Raw genomic sequence first — 23,329 nt, 5'->3', positions numbered from 1 at the left:
GCCCCGCTCTGCAGCGCACCGCTGAAGAAGCGCTGCGCTGCGTCCGGGGCACAGCAGAGCGGGCTCACGTCACCGCATTTACCACCTGATACTCCGGCCGCCGCCACACCTCGTCTATGATCACCTCCTCGATGATCTCGGCCGCCTTCAGCACCTCGGCCTCGCCGACATAGAGCGGCGTGATGCCGAACCGCATGATATCCGGCGCACGAAAATCGCCGATCACGCCCCGCGCGATCAGCGCCTGCATGGCGGCGTAGCCGCCATCGAAGGCGAAGGAAACTTGCGAGCCGCGGCGTTCGTGGGCGCGCGGGGTGACGAGCTTGAGCTGCGGGCAGCGGCGCTCGACCTCGGCGATCAGCAGATCGCCCAGCGCCAGCGAGCGTGCGCGCACTTCGCCGATGTCGACGCGGTCCCAGATGTCGAGCGAGGCCTCGAGCGCCGCCATCGCCAGCACCGGCGGAGTGCCGACGCGCATGCGCTCGACGCCGCCGGCAGGCGCATAGCCGAGATCGAAGGCAAAGGGCTTTGCGTGTCCCATCCACCCCGACAGCGCCGCCCATGCGCGATCGGCGTGGCACGGCGCGACATAGAAGAAGGCCGGCGCGCCGGGGCCCGCGTTGAGATATTTGTAGGTGCACCCCGCAGCGAAATCGGCGCCGCATCCGGCGAGATCGACCGGCAAGGCGCCGGCCGAGTGTGCGAGATCCCAGACGGTGACGATGCCGAGCGCATGCGCTTTCGCGGTGAGCATCGACATGTCGTGGCGGCGGCCGGTACGGTAGTCGACTTCGGTGATGTAGAGGACCGCGATCTCCTCCGACAACGAGGCCTCGATCTCCTCCGGCGCCACCAGGCGCAATTGGTGCCCACGCCCGAGCGTCGCGATCAGGCCTTCGGCCATGTAGAGATCGGTTGGGAAATTGCCGGTGTCGGACAAGACGACCTTGCGTTCCCGCTTCATGTCGAGCGCGGCGGCGAGCGCCTGATAGACCTTCAGTGACAGCGTATCGCCCATCATCACGGAGCCGGCCTCCGCACCGATCAGCCGCGCAATGCGATCGCCGACGCGGCGCGGCTGCACATACCATCCGGCCGTGTTCCAAGCGCGGATCAGCTCGTTGCCCCACTCGGCCGTGATGACGCTGCCCACGCGCTCGGCCACGCCAAGCGGCAGCGCCCCCAGCGAATTGCCGTCGAGATAGATTACGCCCTCCGGCAAATGGAAGAGCGCCCTGGTGTCATCATAGACGCGCAACTGACTGTCGGTCATGGACACCTCTAGAGGATGGTACGGACGCGCCAAAGTTCGGGGAACAGCTCGACCTCCAGCATGCGCTTGAGGTAGCTGACGCCGCCGGTGCCGCCGGTGCCGCGTTTGAAGCCGATGACGCGCTCGACCGTCGTCACGTGGTTGAAGCGCCAACGGCGGAAATAATCCTCGAAGTCGACCAGTTTCTCGGCGAGCTCGTAGAGCATCCAGTGCGTCTCGGGCGCCTCGTAGACCTCGCGCCAGGCCTGAAGCACCCCCTCATGGAGGCTGTGGGTCTCGCGCACGTCGCGCGACAATACCGAGGCCGGCATTTTGAGCCCGTGGCGGTCGGCGAGCCGCAACACCTCGTCATAGAGGCTCGGTGTCGCAAGCTCGGCTTCCAGGAGTTTCGTCACTTCCGCGTCATGCGCGTGCGGCTTGAGCATGGCGTGATTGCGGTTGCCGAGCAGATATTCGATCAGCCGGTACTGGCGCGACTGGAAGCCCGAGGACTGGCCGAGCTTGGAGCGGAAGCGCGTGTATTCGCTGGGCGTCATAGTCCGCAGCACGTCCCAGGCACTGTTGAGCTGCTCGAAGATGCGCGACACCCGCGCCAGCATCTTCATTGCCGGTGCCACGTCGTCCCGCGCGATCGCACGGCGTGCGGCGCTGAGCTCGTGGATGGCAAGCCGCATCCACAATTCCGTGGTTTGATGCTGTATGATGAACAACATTTCGTCATGCGCCTCCGACAGCGGATGCTGCGCGGTGAGGATCGCGTCCAGCGCCAGATAATCGCCATAGGACATCCGCCGGGCAAAATCGGTCTCGGCGCCTTCGTTGGTGGGATCGTAATCGCTGGACGTCATGACAAGGCCCTCTCGATTATCCCCTCTTTTGTCAGTCGAGGCCGACGAGGCGCGCGGTGATCGGCGACGACGGATCCTTCAGCCCGTCGATCACCGTGAAGTGGTTGAGCCCCGGCTCGATGGTAAGGCGCGTCGGCACATCAAAACCGGTCCAGACATTCGCCATCAGCTCGGACTGGCGGATGAACTCGGGGCGTTCGGCGCCGCCGACCCAGGCCGTGACCGGTGCCTGTCCGCGCGGCAGATGCAGCGCAGCGCTCTCCAGCGTCGCTTCCTCCGTGGTCATGTGCAGCGTCTGGTTCATTTTCGTCTTCAAGAGCGGACGCAGATCGTGCAGACCGCTGATCGAGAGCGTCGCGGCGATGCGATCGTAGATGGCAGGCTCGAGCCGGCTGTCGTCACACAGCATCCGCGTGACGAGATGGCCGCCAGCAGAGTGGCCGGCGAGCCGGATCGGGCCCGAAACGAGCGAAGCCGCCTTGGCGATGGCGGCGGCGATCTCGACGGTGATGTCAGAAATGCGGGCGGCCGGCGCCAGCGTGTAGCTCGGCAACGCGACAGTCCAGCCGTGGTGCCGCGCGCCTTCGGCGAGATCGGTCCAATCCGACTTGGCGAAGCGCATCCAATAGCCGCCGTGGACGAAGACGACGAGGCCTTTGCTTTCGCCGTCGGGCAGAATCAGGTCGAGCCGCTGGCGCTGGCCGGGGCCATAGGCAATGTCGGGACGAAGACCGTTGAGCCCGGCACGATAAGCCGCCCCCCGCTCCGCCCACAGCGCGGGCAACTTGTCCGAGCCCGGCACATGGGCCGAATTGGCATAGGCATCATCCCAGTCGCGCATTGTCACTCCCTGACGGACTCGGCCTGCGATGGGGCCCAGTCTGCCACCGGCACGGCCGGCATCCTAGCCTTTATTTGAAGCTTAAAGCATTTGGCGGCGTCTGTGTTTCGGGCAGCAAGCCGTACCGGCAAGGTGTCTCCCCTCACCCTGAGGAGCCGCGCAGCGGCGCCGCGAAGGGCGAGGCCACCGACCGGGCCTTCATCCTTCGAGACGCTTGTCACAAGCTCCTCAGGATGAGGGACCACCAATTCGTCATTGCGAGGAGCGTAGCGACAAAGCAATCCAGACTGCCTCCGCGGCGGGATTCTGGACTGCTTCGCGGAGCCTGTCATCGGGCCGCGCTTCGCGCGGACCCGTTGGCTCGCAATGACGGCGGAGAAAGAAACTACGCCTTCTCCAGCCCGCACCATTCCGCGATGAACAGCGCCATGGCCTTGGTCGCTTTCTTCAGCGACTCCAGATCGACATATTCGTTGAAGCCGTGCATCTCGCCGCCGCTCGGACCGAAGCAGAGGCTCGGGATGCCGTAGTTGAGACCGTAGAAGCGGGTGTCGGTGAGCGCGGTGAAGACGAGGTCTTCGACCGCACCGCCATAGGTCCTATCGAAGGCCTTCGCGAAGGCGGCTTCCGGCGCGGCGGCGTCGGTCAGCTCATAGCCTTCCGACAGGAAGCCCGACCATTCGATCTGCGGCGGGTTGTTGGCGAGGAACCGATGGTTGCGCGCGGCGGCGGCGACACAGGCCACAATCTCCTTCTGGTGATCGGCGATCGACCAGCCCGGCAGCACCGCGATACGGCAGTCGACGTCGCACCAGGCCGGCACGCTGGAAGCCCAGTCGCCGCCCTTGATGATGCCTGGATTGAAGTTGATGGGATGGTTCAGCGTCTTGAAATAACGATCGCTCTTCGCCCGCTCGTTCCACTCGATCTCGAGCTTTTGCAGCGCCTGGATCAAATGATACGCCGCCATGATCGCGTTGGCGCCTGAGCCCGCACGTGCGACGTGGACGGGATGGCCTTTCACCCGCAGACGAAACCAGATCACGCCGACCTGCGATCGCACCATCTTGCCGCCGGTCGGCTCTGGAATGAAGCAGGCATCGGCGCGATAGCCGCGCTGAAGCGTCGAGAGTGCGCCGACGCCGGTGCTCTCTTCCTCGATCACGGACTGGAAATGGATCCGCGCCGTCGGCCGAAAGCCCGCAGCCTTGATCGCGTCCAGCGCATAGAGCGCGCCGATGGTGCCGGACTTCATGTCGCAGGCGCCTCGGCCGAACATCTTGCCGTCCTTCATGACAGGCGAGAATGGCGGCGTGTCCCACAATTCCAGGGGACCGGCAGGCACGACGTCGCAGTGCCCCTGGAGGATTAGCGATTTGCCGCCGTTCGTTTGAGGGCGATAGGTGCCCACCACCGTGCGCGCCTTGGAGAAGTCATGCTCGATCGGACCGAAGCCGCGCAGGTCCTTCAAGTCGTCGACATTGATGTGCCAGTCGTCGATCTCGTAGCCGCGTTCGCGCAGGAGGTCGCCGATCATGTCCTGACACGGCCCCTCCGCGCCGCGGATCGAGGGGATCGCGACGAAATCGCGGGTGGTCCCAAGCTGGGCTTCGAAACCGGCGTCGACGGCGTCAACAATCCTCTGCTGCGTATCGGCATTCATCAGGCAACTCCAGGCATTCCAATCATCCAGGGAGCGCGCAAGCTAGCCGATTTCAGCCGTTCGGGTACTGTGCAAAATAGGCATCCCGCAATGCATCTTCGAGCAATCGGCCTTCGGAATAGCCATTCAGCTTCGCAGGGCGCGTCACGCCGTCGCGCAGACGCGGGCACGGCTCCGGCGCACCGAGCACGGTGCGCACGGGAATGCGCTCGGCATAGATCGGCAACGCGTAGTCTTCATCGTCGTCGGCTACGCCCTTGGCGCGGACTTTTGCCGACGCTTCCTCGATCTCCATCGCAATGAAGGACGTCGCCTTGATCTCCTGCGTGTTGCTCTGGCGCAGGCCCGCGGTACGGTCAGGGAAGAAGCGATCGACCATGGCAACCAGCGCGCGCTCCTTCTCCTCGGGATCGGTGACGAGATAGGCGGTGCCGAACGCCATCACGGCGCGGTAGTCGGCGGAGTGATTGAAGCCGCAGCGCGCCAGCACCAGGCTGTCGAGATGGGCGACCGTCAGGCATACCCGCTCGCCCTTTGACTGGTTGCGCAGCATGCGGCTCGCGCTCGAGCCGTGCCAATAGAGCTTCGTCCCCTCGCGCCAGAAGAAGGTCGGTGTGCAATAAGGCTGGCCGTCGATCACATAGGAGACGTGACAGAGCATCGAGGAGTCCAGGATGCGGTGGACGGTGGCGTGATCGTAGAAGCCGCGGTCGTGGCGGCGCTTCACCTGGCTGCGCGCCGACGTCGGATAGGAATTTGGGGTCTCGCCATTTTGGACCTGGTCCTGGTTCACGGCCGCTCCTGTCGGAATTGGAAGAATTCCAGGGAGTTGTACCGGCGAATTTGGTCTGCGATAGTGCCAATTCCATGCAAAAAATTCCGACCAATTTCGCCGCCTCGCCCAGGTCCGAGCTACCGCTCGACCTCGCCGGCCCGCACGTCACGGCCGGCGCGTCCGCGGCGCACCGGCTGTACCAGGCGCTGTGTGAGATGATCGTCGCCGGGCTGGTAAAGCCGGGCGAGCCGCTGCCGCCGTCGCGGACCCTGGCAAAGCAAACGGGATTTCGGCGCAACGCCGTCGTCACCGCCTATGAGCGCCTGATCGCCGACGGCTTCGCCGAGGCGACAGTCGGCTCCGGCACCTTCGTCGCCGCTCGCATCCCGGCACACGCGGCCGAGCCGAAGAAGCCGAAAGTCGCCGTCGAGGCGCCGCGGCAAGGTGCCTTCTCACTCGGCTGCACCCATATCGACGAGCGCGCGGTGCAGCGCTTCCGCGCTTTCGTCGGCCGGCGCATGCGCGCGTTTGGCGCCGAGCATCTCCACTATGGCGATCCGCGCGGGAGCCGCGAACTGCGCGCCGCGATCGCCGACCACCTCTTGTCGGCGCGAGGCCTGCGCTGCGATCCCGACCAGATCATGTTGACCTCGGGTACGCTGCATGCGCTGCGGATCGTTCTCAGCGCGATTCTGAAGCCGAATGATCAGGTCTGGTGCGAGGATCCCGGCTATCCCGCCGCCCACAGGACCATTGCGCATTGTGGGTATCGCGCGGTGTCGGTTCCTGTCGACGAGCACGGCATGCGCATCGCCAAGGGCCGTGCGGCCGCACCCTCCGCGCGCGCGGCCTATGTGACGCCGTCGCATCAGTTTCCACTGGGCGTGCAGATGTCGATGTCGCGGCGACTCGAGCTGCTGGACTGGGCGAAGACGGCCGGCGCCTTCGTGTTCGAGGACGACTACGACAGCGAGTTCCGCTATGACGGCGCGCCGCTGATGTCGCTCGCCGGCATCGATCGTCTCCAGCGCGTGATCTACATGGGCACGTTTGCCAAAACCCTGTTTCCGGGCTTGCGCATCGGCTATTGCGCTCTGCCCGAGCGCCTCATCGCCGACGTGACCGCCGCACGCGCCGCGCTCGACCGTTTTCCCGGCACGCTGATGGAGGGCGCGGTCGCCGACATGCTCAATTCGGGAGCCTTCGCCGCAAACCTGAAGCGTGTGCGAAAACTCTATCGCGAGGCGCGCGATGTACTGGCCGCGACGCTTGAAGCCGCGTCCGACGGGACACTCTCGGTGCCGGTGCCGTCACAAGGCCTGCATCTGGTCGCACGATTCGATCCGTCCATCGACCTTGCAGTCGCGGCACAGGCGAAGCAGGCGGCCGGCGCGGAAGGCTGGCTGTTGGCTGACACCTACTCACGCACGCGCCCCCTTCCCGGCTTCGTGCTGGGATTTTCGGGACACGCGGTTCCACAACTCATCGCATCCGCCGATCGGCTCGCGCGGGAATCGCTTGCCGCCTTGCGTGCGAACCACAAAGCGGCCCGCCGGACGTGACGAAGGTTCACTATCAGAATCGCGCGCTGCTCCCTACATTGCGCCATCAATGCCGGGACCTCTGATGATGCTGCTGCGCCGCGCGACTTGCCTCTCGCTCCTGATCTCCACCGCGATGGCGACGGTAGCCCACGCGGCCACCGTCGGGCGCGAACAGGACATCGTCGATCTCAAGCTTGGCCAGCGCGTGCTCGTGGACGACGGAACGTGTCCAGCCGGACAGGTCAAGGAAGTGCGCGGCGCGAAGATGACCGACAAGGGGGTCTCGCGCACCAGTGCCTGCGTGCCACGGTTCGGTCCGAAATCGAAATGATGGGCTAGAGCATCATCCGCACCCGAAGGGCCGCGTTAGCGCAAAGTGTGCGGCGGTTTTACGGAAAGAAAAACGAGGCTTACTTCGCCGGGTCGAACATGCACTGCAAGGTCGGCTTGGCGATCTTGGTGAAGGTCGGACCGATCTCGCTCTGCTTGGATGCCGGGACCCAGTCGGTTTCGATCGTCGGCACGCCGGTCTCGCTGATGCCGCGCAGCAATGCTTCGCGCAGATCACGATCTTCGACGACGGCAGCGGCATGGTCGTGCAGGCAGCCGCAAACGTCCTCGGGATGCTCCCAGCGGCCGAGCATATGCGGCGCGCACAGCCGCACGAACTCGCTGCGTGGATCCGGCAATCTGTTGGGAGAGCGCACCTGCGCCTGGGCCGCGCTGATCGTTGCGAGAGAGATGAACGCTGCGGCGCAGAGACGAAGCATCATGGTGCTGCCGGCTGAGTTTCTCTTAACGATCAGAAGCGCGCCGCGACCGCGATCGGCTGGGACGCCGGGGTGATCGGCGAGCCACTGTACTCGAAGGTGCCGACGCCCGGCAGATTGCCATTGGCCGAACCTGCGACGGACGAGCCAGCGAGCACGAGGCCGAACGCGAGGATGAGGCTGAGCGCGCGCATTCACTGTCTCCAGGATCTAATCCGTCGGCCGGTGCACCGTTTCGTTGCGGACCTGATAACCATGCGTCGTTTCGTCCGTGATGCGCCAAAAGCGCAAAATGGTTTCGTGTTCGTGAGAATTGTTTCGTCGACCGCGGTGCGACGAAACAATTCTCGGAAAACATCAATCATTTCAGATGGGCGTGTGACGGCGCGGTCATCCGGCCGAGACCTGCCCTTCGCATGCGTTTTGCATTTTTCTGCTGAAGAGAAGCACAAACGAAGGTCGATCCAATCGAACCGAGGATTCTTTTGGGGCCATGGCGCTGCAGTCGAGCCTTGGCTACGAGGCCGTGCCGCAGATGTTCGTGCGGCTGACGGGCTCACACCTCATCAAGCCGCGCGCGCCGCATCAGGATTGAGGCGTCGTCACTGGGTGAAGAAGTCGCCGCACTTCTCGATATTCGTATCCGACGTCCCCCAAGGCATGATCGGCACCGTCGAGGTCGAGTTCTTCGGCGAGCCCTCGATGAGCTTGTCGGAATAAACCATGTAGACCAGCACGTTGCGCTTGGCATCACAGCCGCGCACAATCTGCATCTTCTTGAAGAACAGCGAGCGGCGCCGGCGGAACATGTCATCGCCCTGCTCGAGCTTGTTCTTGAACTTGATGGGGCCGACCTGGCGGCAGGCCAGCGAGACGTCCGAGACCTCCTCGGCCAGCCCCAGCCAGCCCTTAAATCCGCCTCTTTCCGGCACGGTAAAATGGCAGGCGATGCCCTCCACCTCGGGATCGTCGACACCGTAGGTTGCAAGCTTGTCGTTGGGGCTCACCCATTTGAACACGGTGGAGCGGCGGAAGATCAGATCCGGCTCGTCGGCAGCTAAGGCGGAGGTCGCGGACAAGATCAGCAGCAGGAGGAATAAAGCGAAGTCTTTCAAGCGGATGCCGGAAAAACCGGGGAAACGGGATGACATGAAGTTCTCCGGTAGCGAGTCCCGCAACGTAGGCATTCGGCAGCCGATCAGGAAGGCGCCCGGCGCCAGAGGTTGCCGCTGTTTACTGCTCTGTGAGGCTTTTTTGCTACGGCTCGGACAAATGTAGCGGACCGCAGAACCGCCATGCTGGTGAACGCATATACCCTCTGAGAGACTAAATACTAACCTGGAATTGTGGATTCGAGGATGAACAGCGTGAAGGGGTCCAGTTCTATCGCCGCATCGGCGCGGTTCTGGCACGTCGCCGTTTTGACGGCGGCGGGTGCGATCGGCACGACAAGGCACGCGGAAGCAGCGTTTTATTATTGGACGGATTATTCCGACGGCTCCTATTTCGCCCGGCAGGAGCGCCGTCCGGAATTGCTGCGACAGAAGCCGCAGAAGCGCAGCGCGACCGGCAAGAAGGACATCGTCGCCGAGAAGGAGGTCGGCGCCAAGCCGCAAGGACCGCTCGTCATCGTCGTCTCGATCGACCGGCAGAAAGTGACGATCTACGATTCCAATGGGGTGTTTGCGGAATCGCCGGTGTCGACCGGCATGAAAGGCCATTCCACGCCTATGGGCGTGTTCAGCGTCATCCAGAAGCACAAATTCCACCACTCCAACATCTATAGCAATGCGCCGATGCCGTACATGCAGCGGATCACTTGGTCCGGCGTCGCCATGCATGCCGGCGTGCTACCCGGCTACCCGGCCTCGCACGGCTGCATCCGCATGCCGACGCCATTTGCCGTGAAGATGTGGAACTGGACCAAGATGGGCGCGCGCGTGATCGTCACGCCGGGACAGATGACGCCGCGAAGCTTCTCGCATCCGCTGCTCGCCTCCGTGCGCGTTGCGCCGCAGCCCGCAGCCAGCCTCGAGCCACAGACCAATGCCGGCGACAAGGCGGACAGGGATGCAACCGAGACCAAGACCGCCGAAGCGACCGTCGGAGAAGCCAAGCCGGCCGAGACGAAGACGGCCAACGCACACGCCGTGCTCGAGCTGCGCTCGACGGTCGGTCACGCCGTGATGTCGGACCTGCCGATCGGTGACGCGCCGGCCCACGACGAAGCCGTCGCATCGGCGGACAGGACCGTGGCAACCGAGACCAAGACCGCCGAAGTGTCCGAGCCGGCCGAGGTGGCGAACGCGGCGGCCAAGCCTGACCTGGTGGCAGCCGATGCTTCCAAGGATGCACCCAAGGCCACGGCAACAACCGATGCCAAGCCCGCCGAGAAGGTCGGAGCAACCAAGACCGAGACGGCCGAGTCTTCCAAGACGCCGGATGCAGCGGTGACGGCCACCGCGCCCGCGCAGTCCGGTTCACCGGATGTGAGTAAGGACCAGGGCCGCCTCGCTGATCCTGCGCCCTCAGCAAAGGTGGAAGCGCCGAAGCGCGCCGGCCAGATCGCCGTGTTCATCAGCCGCAAGGACTCCAAGCTCTATGTGCGGCAGAACTTTGCGGCGCTGTTCGAGGTACCCGTAACGATCGCGGCGAGCGACCGGCCGCTCGGCACACATGTCTTCACGGCCGAGGTCGACAAGACCGACACCAATGTGCTGCACTGGTCTGTGGTGTCGCTGCCCATCTCCATCAGGTCCGCCGAGCGCGAGGATGGCGGCCGCAAGAACCACCGCCAGCGCATGGCCGCAGCCGTGATCCCGGTTACAGCAAAGCCTGTGATCACGCCGGACGGCCCGGCCGAGGCGCTCGACCGCATCTCGATCCCCGCCGACACCATGGCGAAGATCAACGAGATGCTGACCACCGGCAGCTCGATTATCGTATCGGACCAGGGCATCAACCAGGGTGAGACCGGCGAAGGCACGGACTTCATCGTCCGCCTGCGCTGAGCCGCGCGCTCGGTTCACCGCTCCCGCCTGGGGAGGAGGAAGCACAGTCCAACTGCGGCGGCGTAACGCGATGGTGAGCATCGCGCGGGCCCCGGTGAATTAAGATGCGTCCGGATCACGTCGGGGACGTCGCCATGCCGAACCGCAGGACCATCCTGACCGCGGCGCTTGCCGCGACCGCCGCGTCTGCAACGCGCGCGCTGGCCGACGGCGGCATGAGCGGCATCTCGGCCTACGCCTTCGCCTTCCCGGCCCTTTCGGGCGACGACATCCGACTCGCCGCCTTCACCGGCCGGCCGCTGCTGATCGTGAACACTGCCTCGCTCTGCGGCTACACTCCGCAATATGCTGGATTGCAGGAGCTCTGGAGCGAGTTTCGCGAGCGCGGGCTGACCATCATCGGCGTGCCCTCGAACGATTTCGGCGGCCAGGAGCCCGGCGGCGCGAGCGAAATCTCGGAGACCGCGCACCATCAATACGGCGTTACCTTCCCGATCGCGGCCAAGGTCGTTGTGGTCGGAGCGAAGGCGCATCCCTTCTACAAATGGGCGGCAGAGGCGCGGCCGAAGGAGGTTCCGCGCTGGAACTTCCACAAGTATCTGATCGGCCGCGACGGCTATATCGCCGAGGTGTTCGCGTCTGCGGTCGAGCCGACCGACACGCGGGTGAAGACAGCGGTCGCGAAAGCACTGGCTGATAGCTGACGCGCCGCACTTCAAGACGGTTGGGCACAATTGTGGCGAAGCGTCAAAGAGCCGTTGCAATGGCGACGGCGCACCATCTAGGTTAGGATTATCTGGGGCAAGGAAAGGGTTTTGCCGGAGGCGAAAAGCCGCGGTGGAACAACGGGATCAATCTCGAGGGACAACACCATGCGTGTGGCGGCAAGACTGATTTTGGCAAGCGCAATGTCTGTCGCGATGGCAGGCGCTGCGTGGTCACAAACCCCGGCAGCGAAGCCCGCGGCCGCGACGCAAGCCGCACCGGCTGCCGCAGCGCCTGCAGCCGCACCCGCTGCGGCAGCCGCACAGCCCGCCTTCGTCAATCCGCCTGCGCCGAAACAAGCGGCGCAGCCGGCGCGGGCCGCCTGCAACAATCCAGATGCACTCGGCGTCGCCCGCACTGTCGAAATCGACACCACCGGCGGACCCGGCTTCGGCTTCGAGCACTTCAAGGAGCTCGACTTCCTGCGCGACCACGAGGTGGTTCTCACTTTCGACGACGGTCCCTGGCCGCACAACACGCCCGCGGTGCTGAAGGCACTCGCCGATCAGTGCACCACCGGGATCTTCTTCCCGATCGGCAAGCACGCGACCTATGAGCCGGAGCTCCTGAAGCAGGTCTACGCGGCCGGCCATACCATCGGCACGCACACCTGGTCGCATGCAAATCTCAACAACAAGAAGCTCAACGAGCAGCAGAGGAAGGATGAGATCGAGAAAGGCTTTAGCGCTGTGAAATGGGCGCTCGGAGGCATCTCGCCCTCGCCGTTCTTCCGCTTCCCGGCGCTCCAGCATCCGCCGGAGATGGTCACCTATCTCGGCAACCGCAACATCGCGATCTTCTCCTGCGATCTCGACTCCTTCGACTTCAAGGCCTCCAAGCCCGAGAAGGTGATCGAGACCGTGATGAAGAAGCTCGACAAGCTCGGCAAGGGCATCATCCTGATGCACGACTTCCAGAAGCACACGGCGGAAGCCCTGCCCGAGCTCTTGAACCGCCTCAAGGCCGGCGGCTACAAGGTGGTGGCGATGCGCGCGAAGGCGCCGGTCTCGACGCTGCCCGAATACGACCAGGAGCTGCTCAAGGACGTCAAGCTGCCGACGGTGAGCCAGCGCCCTGTCAACAGCGTGGTGACGACCGTTTCCGAATAGCCGCCACCATTGTCTTTCCGGTTCGAAGGTTACGTCATCGTCTCCGCGGATGGCATGCTTGCCGACGCGGGCCATGTTATGCCTGACGTCTTGAAGTTCGAGGGCGACAAGCTGTTCTTCGAGCAGGCGCTCGATCGCGCCGCGCTGATCGTGCACGGCCGGCACTCGCATGAGGGGCAGCCGAATTCGCCCAAGCGCAAGCGGCTGATCCTGACCCGCAGGATCAAGGCGCTCACCGTCGATCCGGAAATGCCGAACGCGACCCTGTGGAATCCGGCGCACGCGAGCTTCGAAGAAGCCTGCGCCTTCGCCGACGTCGTCTCCGGCACAGTCGCGATCATCGGCGGTCCCGACGTGTTCGACATGTTCATGGACCGCTATGACACGTTCTGGCTGTCGGAAGCGCCGCACGTGCGGCTGCCCGGCGGCGAAGGCTGCTTCGTGGGCGTGCCGGAACGGACACCGCACGAGTTGCTGGCCGCACACGGGATGAAGCCGGGCGCGCCGTTTACGCTCGATGCCGAGCATGAAGTCACTGTCACGCCCTGGCGCAGAACGGGCTAGCGTCAGCGTAACCCACCGCTTCTCCAACAACACGAGGGGGTTACGCCTTCCGCCTTCGCTCGTTGAGCTACGGCGGACGTGGTCGGCGAACCCACACTACGAACCGGCTCTACACGTCGCCGTAGGCCGCCTCGACCGGGCGCGTGGCGCGACCGTAGCCGATGATCATGAACAGCGCGCCGATGATCGACAGGTTCTTGAGCGCGTCGACCAGCATCTTGGCGTTGTCTGGCGGCACCTGGTTCCAGAAATCGTAGAACAGCACGGTTGCGACCGCGACGTAGATGATCAGCAGCATCGCGAAGAAGCGCGCGCCGAAGTTCAGTGCGATCATCAGTCCTGCGATGATTTCGAGCGCACCGACCGCAATCGCGAGGAGCTGCGGTGTGGTCATCGCGGTCGCCTGCTCGACCTGCTTTGCGTATGGCGCGATCGCCTCGGGCACCGCGACCTTGGTGGCGATGAAATCGGCTGTCGCCTGGATGGCGAACAGCTTGGTCGCGCCCGTGTAGATGAACAGCACGGCGAACAGGATCCGCCCGAAAGTCACGAACGCTGGCATGGTCGGCCTCATGGGCAAAGCTCTAGAGCACGGGACGCAGACGGGATTATGAAGAGTCCGTGTGAGCTTTTCAAACGGGGAAATGGCGAACCGTTTTGAAAAGATTGAGCTGCCGAGGCTCCGGGCGTGTGCTCCCCTCTCCCAGTTCTTACGGGGCGCAACGAGCTTCGCTCGCGCTGGGAGGCTTGGGGTAACGGGCCGCCTCCGCGATTACGGTGGCAGTTGGAATCGCGGAAGCTCCCCCCTCACCCGAATTCGAGCTACGCTCGAATTCGGCCTCTCCCCGCAAGCGGGGTGAGGTGAAGAAGCGGCGCCGCCTACGTGAACAAAGTCGGCTGCTGCCGCGCTGCACGCTCCTGCGCTTCAACCACGGCAACCGCGGTCATGTTGAGGATGCCGCGCGCGGTGACACCCGGCGTGAGGATGTGCGCCGGGCGCGCCGGGCCGATCAGGATCGGGCCGACGGGAAGCGCGTCGGCCAGAACCTTGATGGTCTGGTAGGCGATGTTGGCCGCGTCGAGCGTCGGCATGACCAGGACGTTGGCCTCGCCTTCCAGATTCGAGTGCGGCAGCACAAGCTTGCGTGCCGCCCCTGACAGCGCGGTGTCGGCCTGCATCTCGCCGTCGGCTTCGATCTCCGGATGCCTCTCCTTCAGGAGCTGGGTGGCGCGGCGCATCTTGCGCGAGGACTCGGTGTCGTAGCCGCCGAAATCGGAGTGCGACACGAAGGCGATCTTGGGCTTGATGTTGAAGCGCTGGACGTGGACTGCCGCGAGCGAGGCGATCTCGGCGAGCTCTTCCGCGCCCGGATTGGGCCGCACCTGGGTATCGGCGATGAAAAAGGCGCCCTTGCTGGTGATCAGCAACGCCAGCGCGGCGTAGTCGCTGATCCCCGGCGAGAAGCCGATGATCTCGCGGACATGGCGCAGATGGCTCATGTAGCGGCCTTCGACGCCGCAGAGCATGGCATCCGCCTCCCCACGCACCACGGCGAGCGCCGCGATCACCGTGTTGTTCGTGCGTACCACCGTGCGCGCCGCATCCGGCGTCACGCCGCGGCGACCGGCGACCTCGACATAGGACTGCACATAGGAGCGGTAGCGCGGATCGTCCTCGGGGTTGACGAGGTCAAAATCCTTGCCCGCCCTGATCGACAGGCCAAAGCGCTTGATGCGCGCCTCGACCACCGAGGGACGGCCGACCAGGATCGGCCGCGCCAGCTTCTCCTCCAGCACGACTTGCGTTGCGCGCAGCACGCGCTCGTCCTCGCCCTCGGCATAGATCACACGGACCGGCTGGGTCTTGGCCTTCGCGAACATCGGCTTCATGACGAGGCCGGAGCGGAAGGCGAAGCGCTCGAGCAGCGCCGTGTATTCGTCGAAATTGGTAATGGGACGTGTCGCGACGCCGGATTCCATCGCCGCCTTCGCCACAGCCGGCGCGATGCGCAGGATCAGCCGCGGATCGAACGGGCTCGGGATCAGCGAGCCCGGGCCAAACCCTTGCGTCTCGCCGGTGTCAAACCCCTGCGCCACCGCATCCGACGGCGCCTCGCGCGCAAGCTGCGCGATGGCCTCGACCGCGGCGTGCTTCATCTCCTCGTTGATCGCGGTGGCGCCGACGTCGAGCGCGCCGCGGAAAATGAAGGGAAAGCACAGGACGTTGTTGACCTGGTTCGGATAGTCGGAGCGCCCGGTGCAGATCATGGCGTCGGGGCGCGCTTTGCGCGCCTCCTCCGGCATGATCTCCGGCACGGGATTGGCGAGCGCCATGATCAGCGGCTGCTCGGCCATCGCCTTGGCCATCTCGGGCTTGAGCACGTTCGGCGCCGACAGACCAATAAAGATGTCGGCGCCGCCGATGACATCGGCGAGCGTGCGCTTGTCGGTTTTCTGCGCATAGACCGCCTTCCAGCGGTCCATCGAGGTGTTGCGCCCCTCGTGCACGAGACCGTCGATGTCGCAGACCCAGATGTTCTTGCGCTGCGCGCCCATCGACACCAGAAGGTTGAGCGTCGCGATTGCCGCGGCGCCCGCCCCCGATGCCACGATCTTGACGTCGGACAGCTTCTTGCCGTTCAGCCGAAGGCCATTGGTGATGGCGGCGGCGACGATGATCGCAGTGCCGTGCTGGTCGTCATGGAAGACCGGGATCTTCATGCGCTCCTTCAGGCGCGCCTCGATCTCAAAACACTCCGGCCCGCGGATGTCCTCGAGATTGATTCCGCCGAAGGTCGGCTCCAGCGCCGCAACGGTCTCGACCACGCGTTCGATGGTCTCGGCGGCGATTTCGATGTCGAAGACGTCGATGCCGGCGAACTTCTTGAACAGGACCGCCTTGCCCTCCATGACCGGCTTCGAGGCCAGCGGACCGATATTGCCGAGGCCCAGCACCGCGGTGCCGTTCGAGACCACGGCGACCAGGTTGGCGCGGGTCGTGAGCGAGGCGGCTTCGGCCGGGCTCTTAGCGATCTCGGTGCAGGCGGCGGCAACGCCCGGAGAATAGGCAAGCGCGAGATCGCGCTGGTTGGCGAGCGGCTTGCTCGCCTGGATCTCGAGCTTTCCGGGGCGCGGCAGGCGGTGATAGGCCAGGGCCGCCGAATGGAGATCTTCAGAATGGGACGACATACGGTGTTTCGCCTCGCGTTATGCGGCCTCAAAAGTGCATTGTCCTGACCAGTTCACCGCGGTGCACGCGGTATTCCGGCGCATGGAAACCGGGATGAAGCACAGCCGACGGCTCGGTGGCAACATCCGATTACAACCCCGTCAACAGGGCGCTCGGTCAAATATTTGAAAACCATAGCTTTCCCTGGACCGCCCCACGTTTCGCGAATATGGCAGGTTGTGCTGCGCACGATCGACCACTGGAGCTGACGCATGAGACGAATCCTGATCGGCCTGATCGCCCTCGCCGTGCTGGCCGCAGGCGGATGGCTCGGTTTCAATCTCTACGTCCAGCACCGCGCCACGGCCGAGGTCGAGGCGATGTTTGATCAGATCCGCGCCCGCGGGGCTAAGGCGAGCCACGGCAGAATGGCGTTCGACCTCGCGACGCGGACGCTCACGATCGAGGACATCGCCATCGAGCCCGGTCAGCAGCCGCAGGCCCATGTCAGGATCGCGAGCCTCAGGGGCACCGGCGTCCGCCGGATCGACGAGACGCGCGTCTCCGCGGACAGTATCGAGATCGCCGGCCTGGACGTCGCGCTGGAGGATTTCGGCGCAGCGAAGCTGAAGGCGACCTACAAGATACCTCAAATCACGCTGCGGGATTATTCCGGCCCCGTTCGCGTCCAAGGTGCACCGGCGTCGGACTCACTCGTCGACATGTACCGGTTTGTGCTCGAGCAATATGCAGCCATTACGGCGTCCTCGGTCGTCGCCCCCACCCTCACCGTCTCTGTCGATGCCGGCAACGGCGCGGGCGGCAGCGGCGACATCGTCTATTCGGGCCTGGAAATCCAGAACCTCGGCGAGGGCAAGATCGATGCGATGAAGGCGGACCATGCGACCTTCACGTTCAACGTGCCGCAGCCGGGCAAGCAGAACAAGCTGACCGGCGAGCTCTCAACCATCCTCATCAATGATTTCGACTCGACGGCGATCGCCGCGGCACTCGATCCGCAGAAGACAAGTGACGACAGCTATCATCGCGTCTACCGGCAAGTCTCGACCGGTCCCTATGTGGTGACGTCGACCCAGGGCGTGCGGATGCAGATCGACGGGGTCGCCGTCGACGACATCGCGGTCCAGCCGTCGAAATTCCGGCCGGCCGAGATCTTCGCTTTGGTGTCGGCCGATCGGTCGACCCCGCCCACGCCGGCGCAGTCGCGCGACATGCTGGAGAAGCTCGCTGGCTTCTATGAGGGCCTTCGGGTCGGCAAGATCGAGATCGGCAACCTGTCGATGGCGACGCCGCAGGGGACGCCGAAGATCAAGACGATCAGATACCAGCAGGGCGAGCTCGCGATCGAGGGCGTCGATACGCCGTCCCCGCAGGGGCAGTTCAAGATGGAGCGCTTCGCGCTCAAATCGTTCAGTGCGGCTAATCTGATGCGCTGGGCGGCGAACGTCGCCAATCCGGGACAAGCGCCCTCGCCGGACCAGATGCTGGCCCTGTTCTGGGTGCTCGAAGGCGCCGAGATCAAGGGCGTGGTCTCGCCCTACAAGAACGCGCGGCAGCTCGTCACCATCGATACGATCAGCCTGAACTGGGGGCACTTGATCGGATCGATCCCGAGCAAGGCCAATCTGGTCGTGAAGATGGTCGCTCCGACCGATCCGGCCAACCCAAGGCAGATGCCGCTGACCATGGCCGGCATCGACAAGCTCGCGATAGACCTCGATGTCGGCGCCGCCTGGACAGAAACTTCAAGCAGTTTCGCTCTCGCGCCGGCCACCATCGATCTCGGCAACCTCGCCAAGGCGCAGGCCCGCGTCGCGCTCGGCAACGTGCCACGCAGCGTGTTCACGTCCGATCTGACGCAGGCCATAGCCCAGGCGGGCGAGATCGAGGCCGGCACGGTGGAGTTCAGCTTGCACGACAATGGCATCGTCGATCTCGCGGTCGCGCAATTCGCGCGCACGCAAAATGTCGGCCGCGACGCCGCGCGGCAGGCGATCATCGACGGTATCAAGGCGCAGCGCGGACAGGTCGCCGCCGCCAACCCCGATGCAGGCGCGGCGGTGGACGCGATCGCGAGCTTCGTCCAGACGCCCGGCCAGACGCTTGCGCTCAAGCTGACGCCGCTCGGCAAGGTGCCAGTGCTTCAGCTCATCGAGCTCCTGAAGACCGAGCCGATCGTCGCGCTGGCGCAATTCCGGATCGAGGCGTCGACGGGGATGTGAGCTACAACGGCGGTGCGCTTGCTCCCTCGCTCCGCTCTTACGGGCAGAGGGTTGGGCCGCCCTGCAAATTCGATGAGAGTTGGACTCGCGAACGGTCCTCGTTCTCTGTCATTGCGAGCGCAGCGAAGCAATCCAGAATCTTTCCGCGGAGAGACTCTGGATTGCTTCGCTGCGCTCGCAATGACGATGTGGATGCGGCCTCTCCCCGCACGCGGGGAAAGGCGAAGCAACGTCACTTCTGCGGCAGGTTGACCCGGATGTGCAGTTCGCGGAGCTGCTTGGTCGTGGCTTCCGAGGGCGCGCCCATCAGGAGGTCCATGGCCTGCTGGTTCATCGGGAACAGCGAGATCTCGCGCAGGTTCGTGGTGCCGCACAGTAGCATGACGATGCGATCGACGCCCGCCGCCATGCCACCATGCGGCGGCGCGCCATACTGGAAGGCGCGGTACATGCCGCCGAAGCGATCGACCACTTCCTGCTCGCCATAGCCGGCGATCTCGAACGCCTTCACCATCGCTTCCGGCACGTGGTTGCGGATACCGCCCGAGGCGATCTCGTAGCCGTTGCAGGTGATGTCGTACTGGAACGCCTTGATGGTCAGCGGGTCCTGGCCCTTCAGCGCTTGCAGACCGCCTTGCGGCATCGAGAACGGGTTGTGGGAGAAATCGACCTTCTTATCGTCCTCGTTGTACTCGTACATCGGGAAGTCGACGATCCAGGCGAGCTCGAACCGCTCCTTGTCGGTGAGGTTCAGCTCTTCGCCGACCTTGTTGCGGGCAAGGCCTGAAAACTTCCAGAACTTGTCGGGATCGCCGGCGACGAAGAAGGCGGCATCGCCTTCCTTGACGCCGAGCTGCGCGCGAATCGCGGCCGTGCGCTCCGGCCCGATATTGTTCGCCAGGGGACCCGCACCCTCGCCGCCCTCGCGCCACATGATGTAGCCGAGGCCGGGCTGGCCCTCGCCTTGCGCCCACGAATTCATGCGGTCACAGAACGCACGCGAGCCGCCGCCCGCGGCCGGGATCGCCCAGACCTGGTTCTTGGGGTCTTCGAGCATGCGCGCAAAGACCTTGAAGCCGGAGCCGCGGAAGTGCTCGGAGACGTCCTGCATCTCGATCGGGTTGCGCAGGTCCGGCTTGTCGCTGCCGTATTTGCGCAAGGCCTCGGCGAACGGAATCCGCCGCCAGCCCTTGGTCACCGGCTTGCCCTTGGCGAACTCCTCGAACACGCCGGTGATCACCGGCTCCATCGCCGCGAAGACGTCGTCCTGCGTGACGAAGCTCATCTCCACGTCGAGCTGATAAAATTCGCCCGGCAGGCGGTCGGCGCGCGGGTCCTCGTCGCGGAAGCACGGCGCGATCTGGAAGTAGCGGTCGAAGCCGCTCATCATCAGGAGCTGCTTGTACTGCTGCGGCGCCTGCGGCAACGCGTAGAACTTACCGGGATGGATGCGCGAGGGCACCAGGAAGTCGCGCGCGCCTTCCGGCGAGGACGCGGTCAGGATCGGGGTGTTGAACTCGAAGAACCCCTGATCCTTCATGCGCCGGCGCATGGAATCGATGATCGCGACGCGCGTCATGATGTTCTGGTGCAGCTTCTCACGACGCAGGTCGAGGAAGCGGTATTTCAGCCTGATGTCCTCAGGATATTCCTGGTCGCCGAACACCGGCAGCGGCAGATCGCCGGCCGGGCCGAGCACCTCGATCTCGCTGACGTAAACTTCGACCTTGCCGGTCGCGAGGTCGTCATTGTCGGTGCCCTCGGGCCGGCGGCGAACCTTGCCGTCCATGCGCACCACGAATTCCGAGCGCAGCTTCTCGGCGAGCGAAAACGCCGGCGAGTCCGGGTCGACCACGCACTGGGTCAGGCCGTAATGGTCGCGCAGGTCGATGAACAGCACGCCGCCATGGTCGCGAACGCGATGGACCCAGCCTGAGAGGCGGATCGTCTCGCCGATGTGGCTCTCGCGGAGCGCGCCGCATGTATGTGACCGGTAGCGATGCATGGTCGTCCCAAAATCAATGTCGGAGGATCGAATCGGACGGCCAAAAGGCCGGTCCGAAGTTGCGGCAGGGTTTACCCGACGAGGCCGGGGGCGGCAACCAAGGGAACGGCCTGTTTTGGGCCCGGAACGTCCATTTTTGGCCCATCAGGGCACAAGCCTTTGCCGATCGGCGTTCCGAGCCTATCTTTAAGGCCATGACGGTGCATTTCCCCTTCCAGAATTCCTATTCGGCGCTGCCGGACACGTTCTTTGCCCGCGTCGCGCCGACGCCCGTCGCCGCGCCCCGGCTGATCAAGCTGAACCGGCCGCTGGCGGTCCAGCTCGGGCTCGATCCCGATATCCTGGAGACCCCCGAAGGCGCCGAAATCCTGGCCGGCAAGACGGTTCCACCGGGCGCCGACCCCATCGCCATGGCGTATGCCGGCCACCAGTTCGGGCAGTTCGTGCCCCAGCTCGGCGACGGAAGGGCAATCCTGCTCGGCGAGGTCATCGACAAGGACGGCGTCCGCCGCGACATCCAGCTCAAGGGGTCAGGTCCCACTCCGTTCTCCCGCCGCGGCGACGGCCGCGCCGCGCTCGGTCCGGTGCTGCGCGAGTACATCGTGAGCGAAGCCATGTTCGCGCTGGGCATTCCGACCACGCGCTCGCTTGCTGCTGTTGTCACCGGCGAGCACGTGCTGCGCGAAACCGCGCTCCCGGGCGCAGTGCTGACGCGCATTGCAGCGAGCCACATCCGCGTCGGCACCTTCCAGTTTTTTGCCGTCCGCCGCGACACCGACGCGGTCCGCAAGCTCGCCGATCACGTCATCGCCCGCCACTATCCGGAGCTGCTCGGTGCCGAGCGGCCCTATCATGCGCTGCTCGCCGGCGTCGTGGCGCGCCAGGCCGATCTCGTCGCGCGCTGGCTGCTGGTCGGCTTCATCCACGGCGTCATGAACACCGACAACACCTCGATCTCCGGCGAGACCATCGACTACGGCCCCTGCGCCTTCATGGATGCCTACGATCCCGCACAGGTGTTTTCCTCGATCGACGAGATGGGCCGCTACGCCTATGCCAACCAGCCGCGCATCGCACTGTGGAATCTGACTCGCCTGGCCGAATGCCTGCTGCCGCTGTTCTCCGACGACCAGGAGAAGGCGATCGAACAAGCGCAGGACATTCTCGGCGCGTTCCCCGACATCTTCAGCAAGGCCTATCAGGCGGGCCTGCGCAGAAAGGTCGGCCTGTTCACTGAGGGCGACGGCGACGACGCGCTCATCCAGGACCTGCTCGACGCCATGGCGAAGAACCAGGCCGACTTCACCCTCACCTTCCGCCGGCTCGGCGATGCCGCAGGTGACGAAGCCGGCCTTGCCGACGTCCGCGCGCAATTCATGGACCCGTCGGCTTTCGACGACTGGGCCAAGCGCTGGCGCGAGCGCATCGCCTTGGAGCCGCAGACACCGGCCGAGCGACAAGCCGCCATGCATGCGGTCAACCCCGCCTTTATCCCGCGCAACCACCGCGTCGAGGCCGTGATTCAGGCGGCGATGAACAACGACGATTACGCGCCGTTCGAGGAATTGGTGAAGGTGCTGGCGAAGCCGTACGGCGATCAGCCGGAGTACGCTGCCTATCAAGATCCTCCGCTGCCGGATCAGCGAGTGCTGCGGACGTTCTGCGGGACGTGAGGTTGGTTCGGCTTCGTGCGCTGCTTGAGGCTGGCGTTCGTCGCGTGCTCGCGCGATCGGCTCGATGCCGCAGCGCGAGACGACCCGGTTGACCGCATCTGCCGTTCTGCCCAACAATTTGCGGCGTCGGCAACCACTGTCATCAAACTGAAACACTCTCACTCTAACCGGCTGGCGGGCCGTCTTGCCGGAGGCGACCGTCCTCCCAGAGACCTGACACGCGCGCCATGCCCTTCAAATTCATCCACCTCACCGACACGCATCTCGCGGGCCCGGGACTGAAGCTCTATGGGCTCGACCCGCGCGCCCGGCTGGATGCCGCCATCGCCGACATCAACCAGCACCAGTCCGACGCCGCGTTTGCGGTCGTGACCGGCGACCTCACCCATTGGGGTGAGCCTGCGTCCTACGCCAATTTTGCCGAGGCGATGGCCGCGCTCAAAATTCCCTACATCGCCATGGTCGGCAATCACGACCGCCGCGTCGCCTGCCTCGACGGCCTGAAGGCGGCGCCGCGCGATCCCAACGGCTTCGTGCAGGGGACGCGGACCACCGAGCACGGCCTGTTCGTCTTCCTCGATACGCTGGACGAGACCAGCCATGCGGGCGAGATGTGCGCAAAGCGCCTGGGCTGGCTCGCGAACACGCTTGCCGCCGCGCCCGCCGACATGCCGTTCGTCGTGTTCATGCATCACCCGCCCTTCCCGGTCGGCGTGCACGCAATGGACGAGATCGCACTGGCGCAGAGCGCGGAGTTTGCCGAGGTGATCGCGCCTTATCGCGCGCGCATTCGCCACCTCTTCTTCGGCCATGTTCACCGGCCGATTTTCGGCAGCTATGGCAAGATCCCATTTTCGACGCTGCGTGGCACCAACCACCAGGTCTGGTTCGAACTCAATCCGAACGCTCCGCATCTGGCGAGCCACGAACCGCCGGCCTATGGCGTGGTGCTGATCGACCAGGAGAACGTGGTCGTGCACAGCCACGACTTCCTCGATACCAGTCTGCGCTTCCCCTTCGCCGCCCCGGCGGGAATGGAGGACCGCGACTATGCGCTCAACTTCGTGGCGCGGTGA

The 23,329-nt window shown here is 64.7% G+C and carries 20 protein-coding genes; 9 read left to right on the top strand and 11 right to left on the bottom strand.

Features of this window, described 5'->3' with window-relative positions:
* Positions 1-64 precede the first annotated feature (64 nt).
* The 5 genes from kynU to MTR72_RS10810 all read right to left on the bottom strand — a co-directional run bounded on the left by kynU (position 65) and on the right by MTR72_RS10810 (position 5,418).
* Entirely contained in the window at positions 65-1,273 is a 1,209-nt protein-coding gene (gene kynU / locus MTR72_RS10830) for a kynureninase (RefSeq protein ID WP_280964238.1), read from the bottom strand.
* Between the two features lie 8 nt (positions 1,274-1,281).
* The gene (gene kynA / locus MTR72_RS10825; RefSeq protein WP_280964239.1) at positions 1,282-2,121 is read right to left on the bottom strand and encodes a tryptophan 2,3-dioxygenase; all 840 of its coding nucleotides are present in this window, start codon (positions 2,119-2,121) and stop codon (positions 1,282-1,284) included.
* 31 nt (positions 2,122-2,152) lie between these two features.
* Positions 2,153-2,962: an alpha/beta hydrolase gene (locus MTR72_RS10820; RefSeq protein WP_280964240.1), complete on the bottom strand. Its 810-nt coding sequence runs from the start codon at positions 2,960-2,962 to the stop codon at positions 2,153-2,155.
* A gap of 385 nt (positions 2,963-3,347) precedes the next feature.
* Complete coding sequence (locus MTR72_RS10815; protein WP_341510350.1) at positions 3,348-4,625, bottom strand: ArgE/DapE family deacylase; 1,278 nt, start codon at positions 4,623-4,625, stop codon at positions 3,348-3,350.
* 52 nt (positions 4,626-4,677) lie between these two features.
* The gene (locus tag MTR72_RS10810) at positions 4,678-5,418 is read right to left on the bottom strand and encodes a pyridoxamine 5'-phosphate oxidase family protein (protein ID WP_280964242.1); all 741 of its coding nucleotides are present in this window, start codon (positions 5,416-5,418) and stop codon (positions 4,678-4,680) included.
* 74 nt (positions 5,419-5,492) lie between these two features.
* Between MTR72_RS10810 and pdxR the strand changes: the two genes are divergently transcribed.
* Both pdxR and MTR72_RS10800 read left to right on the top strand, forming a co-directional pair.
* A complete protein-coding gene (gene pdxR / locus MTR72_RS10805; RefSeq protein ID WP_280964243.1) occupies positions 5,493-6,962 on the top strand; it encodes a MocR-like pyridoxine biosynthesis transcription factor PdxR in 1,470 nt (489 codons plus the stop codon).
* Between the two features lie 67 nt (positions 6,963-7,029).
* Positions 7,030-7,275 (top strand): DUF6719 family protein, encoded by a 246-nt coding sequence (locus MTR72_RS10800; protein WP_280970999.1) that lies wholly within the window; start codon positions 7,030-7,032, stop codon positions 7,273-7,275.
* Positions 7,276-7,354: 79 nt separating this feature from the next.
* Here the strand turns inward: MTR72_RS10800 and MTR72_RS10795 are convergent, their stop codons facing one another.
* From MTR72_RS10795 to MTR72_RS10785, 3 genes are all read right to left on the bottom strand, one after another.
* Complete coding sequence (locus MTR72_RS10795; protein ID WP_280964244.1) at positions 7,355-7,717, bottom strand: hypothetical protein; 363 nt, start codon at positions 7,715-7,717, stop codon at positions 7,355-7,357.
* 29 nt (positions 7,718-7,746) lie between these two features.
* Positions 7,747-7,908: a hypothetical protein gene (locus tag MTR72_RS10790; protein WP_280964245.1), complete on the bottom strand. Its 162-nt coding sequence runs from the start codon at positions 7,906-7,908 to the stop codon at positions 7,747-7,749.
* Between the two features lie 408 nt (positions 7,909-8,316).
* Positions 8,317-8,865 carry a CreA family protein gene (locus MTR72_RS10785; protein WP_280964246.1) on the bottom strand — a complete coding sequence of 183 codons (549 nt, stop codon included), beginning with the start codon at positions 8,863-8,865 and terminating at the stop codon, positions 8,317-8,319.
* A gap of 207 nt (positions 8,866-9,072) precedes the next feature.
* On the opposite strand from MTR72_RS10785, the gene MTR72_RS10780 reads away from it, so the two are divergent.
* The 4 genes from MTR72_RS10780 to MTR72_RS10765 all read left to right on the top strand — a co-directional run bounded on the left by MTR72_RS10780 (position 9,073) and on the right by MTR72_RS10765 (position 13,163).
* Positions 9,073-10,725, top strand: a complete 1,653-nt coding sequence (locus tag MTR72_RS10780; protein WP_280964247.1) for a L,D-transpeptidase — start codon at positions 9,073-9,075, stop codon at positions 10,723-10,725.
* Positions 10,726-10,859: 134 nt separating this feature from the next.
* Positions 10,860-11,429 (top strand): glutathione peroxidase, encoded by a 570-nt coding sequence (locus MTR72_RS10775; protein WP_280964248.1) that lies wholly within the window; start codon positions 10,860-10,862, stop codon positions 11,427-11,429.
* A gap of 168 nt (positions 11,430-11,597) precedes the next feature.
* Positions 11,598-12,599: a polysaccharide deacetylase family protein gene (locus MTR72_RS10770; RefSeq protein ID WP_280964249.1), complete on the top strand. Its 1,002-nt coding sequence runs from the start codon at positions 11,598-11,600 to the stop codon at positions 12,597-12,599.
* Positions 12,600-12,608: 9 nt separating this feature from the next.
* Positions 12,609-13,163: a dihydrofolate reductase gene (locus MTR72_RS10765; protein WP_280964250.1), complete on the top strand. Its 555-nt coding sequence runs from the start codon at positions 12,609-12,611 to the stop codon at positions 13,161-13,163.
* A 109-nt stretch (positions 13,164-13,272) separates the two neighbouring features.
* On the opposite strand, the gene MTR72_RS10760 is transcribed toward MTR72_RS10765, so the two are convergent.
* Both MTR72_RS10760 and MTR72_RS10755 read right to left on the bottom strand, forming a co-directional pair.
* Positions 13,273-13,725, bottom strand: coding sequence for a DoxX family membrane protein (locus tag MTR72_RS10760; protein WP_280964251.1), 453 nt, complete (start codon positions 13,723-13,725; stop codon positions 13,273-13,275).
* A 317-nt stretch (positions 13,726-14,042) separates the two neighbouring features.
* The gene (locus MTR72_RS10755) at positions 14,043-16,352 is read right to left on the bottom strand and encodes an NADP-dependent malic enzyme (RefSeq protein WP_280964252.1); all 2,310 of its coding nucleotides are present in this window, start codon (positions 16,350-16,352) and stop codon (positions 14,043-14,045) included.
* Between the two features lie 252 nt (positions 16,353-16,604).
* Between MTR72_RS10755 and MTR72_RS10750 the strand changes: the two genes are divergently transcribed.
* Positions 16,605-18,575 carry a hypothetical protein gene (locus MTR72_RS10750; protein WP_280964253.1) on the top strand — a complete coding sequence of 657 codons (1,971 nt, stop codon included), beginning with the start codon at positions 16,605-16,607 and terminating at the stop codon, positions 18,573-18,575.
* 232 nt (positions 18,576-18,807) lie between these two features.
* On the opposite strand, the gene aspS is transcribed toward MTR72_RS10750, so the two are convergent.
* Complete coding sequence (gene aspS, locus MTR72_RS10745; RefSeq protein WP_280964254.1) at positions 18,808-20,580, bottom strand: aspartate--tRNA ligase; 1,773 nt, start codon at positions 20,578-20,580, stop codon at positions 18,808-18,810.
* Between the two features lie 194 nt (positions 20,581-20,774).
* Here aspS and MTR72_RS10740 point away from each other — a divergent pair, with 194 nt between their 5' ends.
* The gene (locus MTR72_RS10740; RefSeq protein WP_280964255.1) at positions 20,775-22,253 is read left to right on the top strand and encodes a protein adenylyltransferase SelO; all 1,479 of its coding nucleotides are present in this window, start codon (positions 20,775-20,777) and stop codon (positions 22,251-22,253) included.
* 227 nt (positions 22,254-22,480) lie between these two features.
* Positions 22,481-23,329, top strand: a complete 849-nt coding sequence (locus tag MTR72_RS10735; RefSeq protein WP_280964256.1) for a phosphodiesterase — start codon at positions 22,481-22,483, stop codon at positions 23,327-23,329.

The sequence above is a fragment of the Bradyrhizobium sp. ISRA442 genome (genome assembly GCF_038085055.1).
In the GTDB taxonomy this organism is placed as follows: domain Bacteria; phylum Pseudomonadota; class Alphaproteobacteria; order Rhizobiales; family Xanthobacteraceae; genus Bradyrhizobium.
This window is presented reverse-complemented; position numbering and strand designations above follow the sequence as displayed.